This is a genomic window from Meridianimarinicoccus roseus, assembly GCF_003172915.1.
In the GTDB taxonomy this organism is placed as follows: domain Bacteria; phylum Pseudomonadota; class Alphaproteobacteria; order Rhodobacterales; family Rhodobacteraceae; genus Meridianimarinicoccus; species Meridianimarinicoccus roseus.
Window position 1 is genome coordinate 1 of sequence record NZ_QGKU01000053.1, and the last position, 8093, is coordinate 8093.

10 protein-coding genes are annotated in these 8093 nt (G+C 66.3%); 3 read left to right on the top strand and 7 right to left on the bottom strand.

Going from position 1 to position 8093, the window contains the following annotated elements; translation table 11 throughout:
* The 7 genes from DKT77_RS17655 to DKT77_RS17685 all read right to left on the bottom strand — a co-directional run.
* Positions 1-391: IS110 family transposase (locus DKT77_RS17655; RefSeq protein ID WP_146205033.1), on the bottom strand; the 391-nt coding region annotated here is incomplete at its 3' end.
* A 142-nt stretch (positions 392-533) separates the two neighbouring features.
* Positions 534-1295, bottom strand: a complete 762-nt coding sequence (locus DKT77_RS17660) for a DUF3320 domain-containing protein (protein ID WP_238547987.1) — start codon at positions 1293-1295, stop codon at positions 534-536.
* A gap of 4 nt (positions 1296-1299) precedes the next feature.
* Positions 1300-1728, bottom strand: coding sequence for a hypothetical protein (locus DKT77_RS21185; protein ID WP_238547988.1), 429 nt, complete (start codon positions 1726-1728; stop codon positions 1300-1302).
* Positions 1725-1973, bottom strand: coding sequence for a hypothetical protein (locus tag DKT77_RS17665; protein ID WP_146205034.1), 249 nt, complete (start codon positions 1971-1973; stop codon positions 1725-1727). The genes DKT77_RS21185 and DKT77_RS17665 overlap by 4 nt, the downstream gene beginning before the upstream one ends.
* A 143-nt stretch (positions 1974-2116) precedes the next feature.
* On the bottom strand, positions 2117-2581 hold the full coding sequence (locus tag DKT77_RS17670) for a hypothetical protein (protein WP_109813001.1): 465 nt from the start codon (positions 2579-2581) through the stop codon (positions 2117-2119).
* Positions 2582-3433: 852 nt separating this feature from the next.
* A complete protein-coding gene (locus DKT77_RS17680; RefSeq protein ID WP_109813003.1) occupies positions 3434-3745 on the bottom strand; it encodes a hypothetical protein in 312 nt (103 codons plus the stop codon).
* Entirely contained in the window at positions 3732-3977 is a 246-nt protein-coding gene (locus DKT77_RS17685; RefSeq protein ID WP_109813004.1) for a helix-turn-helix transcriptional regulator, read from the bottom strand. The genes DKT77_RS17680 and DKT77_RS17685 overlap by 14 nt, the downstream gene beginning before the upstream one ends.
* A 936-nt stretch (positions 3978-4913) precedes the next feature.
* Between DKT77_RS17685 and DKT77_RS17690 the strand changes: the two genes are divergently transcribed.
* From DKT77_RS17690 to DKT77_RS17700, 3 genes are all read left to right on the top strand, one after another.
* Positions 4914-5444 (top strand): hypothetical protein, encoded by a 531-nt coding sequence (locus tag DKT77_RS17690; protein ID WP_109813005.1) that lies wholly within the window; start codon positions 4914-4916, stop codon positions 5442-5444.
* Positions 5445-5530: 86 nt separating this feature from the next.
* A complete protein-coding gene (locus tag DKT77_RS17695; protein WP_109813006.1) occupies positions 5531-6121 on the top strand; it encodes a PDDEXK-like family protein in 591 nt (196 codons plus the stop codon).
* On the top strand, positions 6118-8093 hold a 1976-nt coding region (locus tag DKT77_RS17700), incomplete at its 3' end, for an AAA family ATPase (RefSeq protein WP_109813007.1). The genes DKT77_RS17695 and DKT77_RS17700, both read left to right, overlap by 4 nt.

Below are 8093 nucleotides of genomic sequence, written 5' to 3' on the forward strand. Positions count from 1 at the left end.
GGACGAGCAATTCCCGGACGCGGAAGACGCTGGCCGCCCCCTGCGTTTCTTCGCTCTTCACGGGCACGAAGCGCATGTTCGGTCTCTGCGCAGCTTCGCGGATCGCCTCCGCGTCAGCTGCATCGTTCTTTTGCCGGTTGACGAACGGCTTCACGTAGGCAGGCGGGATCAGTCTGATGTCATGGCCGAGCCGTGCCAGCTCCCGCCCCCAGAAATGGGCGCCACCGCAGGCTTCCATCGCCACGAGACAGGGCGGTAACTTGGCGAAGAACTCAATCACTTGAGCTCTTCTGAGCTTCTTTCGTAAAACAGCTCTGCCTTCGCTGTCTGCGCCGTGGACCTGGAACACATTCTTCGCCAGATCCAGTCCGACCGTGATAATCTCCGACATGACCGCCTCCCAATACGGATTGTTGCGATCCCACCTTGGCACATCAATGCCGCCGGGGGGCGGTTACAGCATCAACGCCGCCAAGGCCACCCCTTTTGACCCATTGTCGGCTCCGATTTGCCCTGTCGCTTTTTCTCTCTTCTCATTCCGCGGCGATATCGGGGGCAGTGTCTTCGTGTCGGGCCTCGATCACGTTTCGCAGCCGATGGAATTCGGCCTCGAGTTTCTCTGTTACCTTGGTACGCTCGATCCTCCGGCACAGTTCGCGAATGGGGTCGTCAGGCTCACGCCCGAGGATTTCCGCGATGAGGTGCAGCTTCTCTTCGTCCGGGACCTGCACCCAGCTTCGCTCCACCCCTGCCACTGTCATCCCGCGGAACTCCAGACGGTCGACAGGCTCCTGATGGGTCGGCCAGAAGAGCGTGTCTTTGCCGTGCGGCTTGGCGACGAGGTCGGCGAAATGGGGCTCGAGGGTTTTTCTTATCCGAGCACCTGTTGCATCGAAGCCGTGGTCCCGCGCCAGTCGCAGTGTCAGATGCGATTTCAGGATTGGGCCCTGGCTATCGACGAGGCCGAGGACCATCTCGCGCAAGGCGGGCTGGTAGCTGTCTTTGAAGAACTTGCGCTTCGCTTCCGACGCTTCCGACGTCTCGCTCTTGTTGGCTCGGGGCTCCCTGATGGGCGGCAACAAGGGGACGGCGTCTCGCCCGTGTTTCTCCAAGACGCGATTGGCTTGGTGCAGTTCGCAGAGCTTGCGTGCCTCGGCCTTCATGCGGTCGGCGTGTTCGGTCGGCACCCAGATCGTGACCTTGGCAAGACCATCGGCGCGCTTTCTGTCCTCAGATGCCTTGCTCCGCTTCGCGTGTTCGGCCTTGAGTTGCTTGCGGGTTTTCGATCTGCTCATGGGTTCATCCTTGGTTTGGGGTGTGATGCGGTAACGGGAAATCCGATCCGATGGCGCTGTCGGCAGCGACATCAGCGCTGGCATCGCTGCCGACATAGACGGCGACCTGACTTCTGAACTCGCCAAAAGGGCCAGCCGACTGGGACTTCCATATGTTTTCAGTCACTTGGCACACGGTCACGGCAAGGTCCCCTCGCTGGAGAATACCAAGGCTGGCGTCGCCGCACGCCGCGTTTCGGCTGGTGTCGGCAAGCGGGAACCGATCGGCGCGTTCTGCGGAGTAGCGGCCGCCCCGAACGCTTCCATTGCACGGCGCGCATGACCCGACATCGGCGCCAACGTCCTCGGAGCGCAGCAGCAACATCGCTTCTGACTTCGCCGGCGATATCTTTGCCGATACCGCAGTTCGAAGACGGGAGGCATCGGCACTCATGGCTCGAACCCCAACTCGTCCGGAACATCGAGCTCCTCGGGCTCCGCAACTGTCCAGGAGACAGCCGTCGCGGGCAGTGGATCAGGTCCGATCAGTCGGTCCTCGGCGATACCGGGATCCGCGGGTTGGGGCACCTCCGTGCCCTCGGGACCGGAGATCCGGCCCAGCCCGGTCGCGGCCGCGAACCTGCGGCGAAAGGCCGAGGCCTGGTTTGACCATCCACCGTCCGGAAAGCTAGCGCTCACACCCGCCGCCGTGACCCGGACCTTGCCCAGATCCCGGAAAGACAGATCCACACCCTTGTGGGCGGGGGCAGGACGCCATGTCGCCCGCGGTGTCAGTGCCCAGAGCGTGCGAAGCACCGCCGCAAGCAGCGCGCCGAAGGTCGTCAGACCGGCTGGTCCAGGATCGCGAGGATGCGGTTCAGATTTCTCTCTGTCCGCTCCTGGAATCGCGCCGCTCCGTCCGTGACGCTCTTTACCTCGTCCTGTAGGTCTCCCAGTGTCGCCTCCACCGAACCGATCCGATGGTCGAGGGTGCTCAAGGTTTGCAGCGCCTCCTGCGTCTTCTCTTTCACCGTTTCCTGATTCTTCGAGAGGGCTTTCAGAGCGGCTTTCAACTCGTTTTGGGTCTGCAAGCTCGCCTGCAGGAACTCGATCAGGCGATCGCCGATCCCCGGGGTATCCGGATCCGCGGCGTCGAGAAGCGCCCTCAGGGGCAGGAGCGCCTTCACGTCCTGGTGCAGCTCCCCCAGCTTCTGCTGCCCGCTCGAGGCGCTCACGCTCAGGGTTTGAAGGTGGTCTTTCACCGCGGAGAAGGTCACGGTCAATTGGGGGGACGTCGCTTCGGGCATTTCGTAGCCTTTCAGTTGCAAGTTCGATCTGTTGCAGGAGGTCGGGATTTCGGATGGCGATGGCCGCAAGCTGGATCTCGGGGAGCCGGTCGCGCGCCCGCCGGTTCAGATCGAACCGGGCGAGCAGGAACCGCGGCTGCAGTGCTTTCGACAGGCCGCCTCCATACGCTGTGAACGCGGATCCGAGCGCGTGGAACTCCGCCGTCCTTGCGCCGTGAATGTTTTCCGAGAGCCGAACGTTGAACGGGGTCGGTCCCGCTGCCAGTCTGCTGTTGAACTCGTCGAGAGACGCGGGCGCAGGCCGCGAGAGGGCGCTTTCGATGGCCAGCGCCAGGTCATGATCGAGAGGGTGCTTCAGCCGCCTGCGCGGGATGATGACTGGCCCGACAGGACCCTTCGCCGGATCGAAGTACTCGTGCGGCGGCAAGCCGAGCAGTTGCGCGAGAACCTTGTGGATGCGGTCGCAGAGGCCAGCCGTTGGCTTGACATGCAGTCGCAAGCCGTCGAACCGCCGCAGAACGAGACAGAAGTGCGCGTGGTCGCAGGAACTGTCGCGGTGCCGCCACAGTGCCCAGGGCGCCCGCAACGGCGGTACGCCGAGGAGTTCCAGTGTCGCCATGGCGACCTCGCGCCATTCCTGGTCACCGAGCACGAGGCCCTCCGGCGCGGACAATGTGACGTTCATTGCGCCAGCATTGCTCCCGTCGTGGTCGGTCGCCAGCGCGTCGAGATGCGCCGACATCGCCCGGGCCGACAGTTCCGGAACCGTGCCGCCGAGATACTCCGCCCCGGCCCGCCCGTTATAACGGGCCGCCCGGGACGGCTTGACGTGCGGCGAGAAGCGCGGGCGCATCACAGCTTCCCCGCAGCAATCTTGCGCTGAATCTCGATTGCCAGCGCGGTCACGGCCTCGGCCGCGTCCCGGACCTGCGGAACGCCGCAACCGTCCTTTCGGACAAGCGCGATCAACTCATTCGCGCACAGGCCAAGGTCTCCGATCTCGCGTCCCAAATCCATCCGCGCTGACATCGACGACGATGTCAGCGTTGATCTCAGAAACACGGATCGGGTCTTGAGGCCCGACTGCTCCATGTTGCGTCGCGCAAGGTCGTGCTCCGTCTCGCTAAGCGTGACCTTCCAGAGACGGGACTCACCGACGGCCATTGCGGCGATCCGAGTCGAAGTCGTAGGCCGACGCGACCGGGAGCGTCGCGAGGAACTGATGTACTTCGCTGAGCAGCCATCGGACCGACCTGCCCGCCAGATGCCGGGGAAGCGGAAAATCTTCTCGCTCGCGGCACCACCTTTCGATCGACGACTCGCTGACCCCGAGCACTTCCGAGACTTGCTTGCGCGTCAGAAGACGCTCCTCTTTTCCATTTTCAGAATGTGGCATCCTGTTTCTCCTTTCATGGCGTCCGGCAAGGGCAATCCCGCCAGTAACGATCACTATAGAGAAGCGATTTTTCCCGCGCTGGCGTTATCCACAAAAAACACTCCGAACTGCGAGAAACGCGGCCACTTTTCTTCAGGAGCCCTCAGGTCCAAAGCCGATCCAAGATATGTTGCCGTGTTTTACGGAAACTCGAGTTCCATTTGGACCCCGCCCTAGGTTCTTGATAAGGAAACCCACACCATTACCAGGAATGACTTGATCGGGTTATTGCAGTGCGGGCTGATATTCGACGGCTCTGGCAGGTATGCGGAACAGCCGGGGCGCGGCAGACAGAGCCCGCGGCCAAGGCGAATGCAACCTGTGAGCAGGGTCAGCAACACGCTGAAACACTTACGGAAAGCACCGCCAACAAGGGATTTTCATGACCGCTTGAGGCTTCGGCCCCAAAATCGGGCATCACGATCCACGCCGTACCAGAGACACCAGATCAAGGATGAGCCCTAAAAGAAGATGAAAACCTATCCGAGGAAAAGCAGGTCGTAGGGAAACCGAAGTTCGTAGCATTGATCGAAGCCCATTGCCTCAAGAGAGCTCCGGCATTCGCCAAGGAAGCCATCTCACTTCGCCGGGAGCAGCTTTCCCTTCGTGAAGTTCCTTGAAAAAATAGGCATGCGTCGAAAGTATGTATCCTTATGGAACCGGACATGCGAATGGTGGGTACAAGATGCCAATCGAATGTCGCCACTGACTCATTAACTATGAGATTATCCAAAATACAGCGATTTTCGTGCGTTTGAAGCGGTTGCGAGAGCCGGAATGTTGAATTAAATTAATATTGCCTACTGAGAAAAGGCGCCCCGAAAGCAATGCGGGCCAGAACGGAGTTGCAGCTCCCCCCTGGCCCTGACCACAACCGATCTATTTGGGAGATCGACCATGGCTGACGCCGCACCTACCACGCCGCATGGCGTGACTGAACCCGATTCACTTGCTGCCCCGCAGGGTGCCATTCCCGCCGCCTTCCTGCTGTTTCTCGCGCAGCTGACGACGTGTCTTCGGACCGAGCGCGCGCTGGAGGCGGGCGATATCCACGATGCTGCCGAGCATACCGGTCTCGTCCGCGACAACGAGGCGGGCTGGGAGCGCCTGCACGATGCGCTGACCGAGATCGCCGCGCTGCCCGCGCGCGGAGCGGCGGACCAGGCCCTGCAGCGCATCGCGGCGATCTTCACCGCGGTCTCGGTGCTCGAGGAGCGCAGCGAGGCCTGGGTGATCGCCGACGTCTTCGGCGCCGCGCGAACCACCTTCGAGCTTCCGGGCGAGACCCCCACGAGCCGCCAGATCAACCGCATGGTGCGGGTGAGCTTCCGCCTGCTGGACGAGATGGTCGAACTGCCGATCTTCGGCGGTGCGCCCGACTGGTCCGTCCCGGCGCCCCGGTCCGAAGCGCTCGCGCCCGCCTGCTGACGGCAGCCGTCCCGGCTCATTGCGATCCTTTCCGCGCGGCCCGGTCCGGCCGCGCGCCGATCCCCCACATCCTGATGGAGGCCCCCATGGCCGTTCAACTTCCGCTTGCCGGGCTCCTGCCCGCGCATCCCCTCCCCGCCTTGTCCGACGACGCCTGTGACGCGTCCCTTTGGGACTACCCCGACTGTCCGACCGAAATCTTGCTGCGTCATGCCAAGCTGACCGGAGCCGCAGGCGAAGCGCTCTTCGACAGCATGATGCTTCGCCTCGGGCTTCTGCCGCTTGAGATCCCGGAAGCCAACGGGGCCGACCGCCTTCTGATCGTCGGCAATGTCGGATTGAAGGTGCAGGTCAAGGCAACGACCCATTCGCAGGACGGCGTGTATCGTTTTTCCGCGTCCAAGGGTTACAACCGTGGCCATATCGGGGTCCGCGCCTACGAGGCGGGCGAGTTCGACCTGCTGGCGCTGGCGGTGCTCCCCGAGAACGTCATCGCCTTCACGACGTCAAAGCGCACCTACCAAGGCATCCCGACCACCGCGATCCCCGCGCTGCGGCTCCGGCCGCGCGACACGCTGGAGGAAGCGCTGCGCGACCTCGGGGTGCCGATCCCCGGCGAGACGCCGGGCGCAGGTCTGCACCCTGTGGCGGCGGGCGCCGCGGAGGCCCGCGCATGACCGCGATGGACGCGGTCGACCGCGCGGGCCTTCCGCTCGGGGCCGAGCTTGCGCGCCAGCTTGCCCGGTCCCTGCGCGACACCGGGCGGGCCACGCGATCCCGTGCCGTCTTCGACGCGCCGCCCGAGGATGACGACCTGGCGGAGCTGTTCGGCGCGACCGCAACGCAGGCCGCCGACGACGCGCCCGGTTGCGAGCGCGCCGATGGGCCCGGTCGCCTGGGGCGCGCCGAGATCCTCGAACGGCTCGATGCTCTGCGGATCGGCCGCCTCTTCAACGCCCCCGCCGACCTGGCGGGGCTCGCCGAGGGCGGCAGCCATACCGAGCTGATCGTGGCGCCCGGCGACGATCCGGTCCGCGTGGCGGATACGCTCGCGACGCTGCTGCCGCATCTCGACGGGATCACCGGGCGCGTCTTCGGCCTCTCCGGGGTCGAGATCGCCCACGGCGACCGGCCTGCCGAGAGCCGGAGGCGGAACCGGGCGCAGGAGCGCGAGGAGAGCGCCCTCGCCGTCCGGCTCGCGCGGCTGATCGGGATGGGCCGGGCGGTGATCGCCGTCCTGCCGCCCGGCAGCGATCCCGGCCAGCTGGCGCAGGCCACGCGCCGGGCCCGGCTGGCGCTGCCGCCGGTCTCGGCAGAGATCCTGGCCGATCTCGTCGCGCTCGTCTTCCCCGGCGCGGACGGCGCGGCGCCCGAGATGGACCTGCCCGCCGACGCGGATCTCGCCCGGCTGGACCCCACGCTGCTCGCCGCCGCGATGGCCGCCAAGAGCGCGCAAGAGGCCGCGCAGCGCCTGCACCGCTACACGCACCGCCTGCGCCAGTCCCGGCAGGCCCGCCAGACCCGGCTGTCGGACATGGCGCTCACCCCGCAGGTCCGTGCGCCGCTGGAGCGGATGGTCCGCGACGTCGCCCGCTGGCAGGCGGGCGGGCTCGACTGGGCCGAGACCACCCGATCCGCGCTCCTCTGGGGTCCGCCCGGCACCGGCAAGACCATGCTGGCCGGGGCGCTCGCGGGCACCATGGGCGTGCCGCTGATCGCCACCTCCTACACCGCCTGCCAGGCGGCGGGGCACCTGGGCGACTACCTCGCCGCCATGCACGGCGCCGTGGACGCGGCGATCGCCCGGGCGCCGTCGGTGTTCTTCCTCGACGAGTTCGACAGTTTCGGGCGGCGGAGCACGGGCGATCATGGCGGCCACTATACCCGGCAAGTGGTGAACGACATGTTGCAGCAGCTGACCCGCCTGCACGACGCGCCGGGCGTCGTCGTGCTGGCCGCGACCAACGCGCCGGAGCTTGTCGACCCCGCGCTGCGCCGCGCCGGGCGGTTCGACCTGACGCTCGAGATCGGCCCGCCCGACCTCGCCGGGCTGCGCGCGATCCTGGCGGCCCATCTCGGCGCGGCGGCCCCGGACGCGAAAGCGCTGATCGAGGCGGCGCGCGCGCTTCTCGGCCAGACCGGCGCCACGGCCGCGGCGGTCGCGCGTGAGGCGCTGGGGCTGGCCCGCGACGACACCGCGCCGATCGGCCCTGCACATCTCGCCGCCGCCACCGCGCGCCACGCGCCCGCACTCCCGCCCGGGGACCTCTGGCGCATGGCGGTCCACGAGGCGGGCCATATCCTGCTGGCCGCCGCCCGCGTCCTGCCGATGCCCAAGCGCGTCACCATCGGCGCCACTGGCGGGGCGGCGGAGCTGCCGATGCCGCGCTTCCTGACGGCCGAGGCGACGCTCGACTGGACGGCGATGCTGCTCGGCGGCCGCGCGGCCGAACACGTGCTGCTCGGCGCGGCCTCTTCGGCGGCGGGCGCCGGAGAGGGCAGCGATCTCGACCGCGCAACCGACCTGCTGGTCCGGATGGAGCTGGAATGGGGCCTCGGCGATTGCGGCCTGCTGCACGCCCCGGTCCCGCCGGACCGCCGCGCCTGGCTGCCGGACGCCCTGCGCCACAAGGTCAGCGTGCTCCTGCA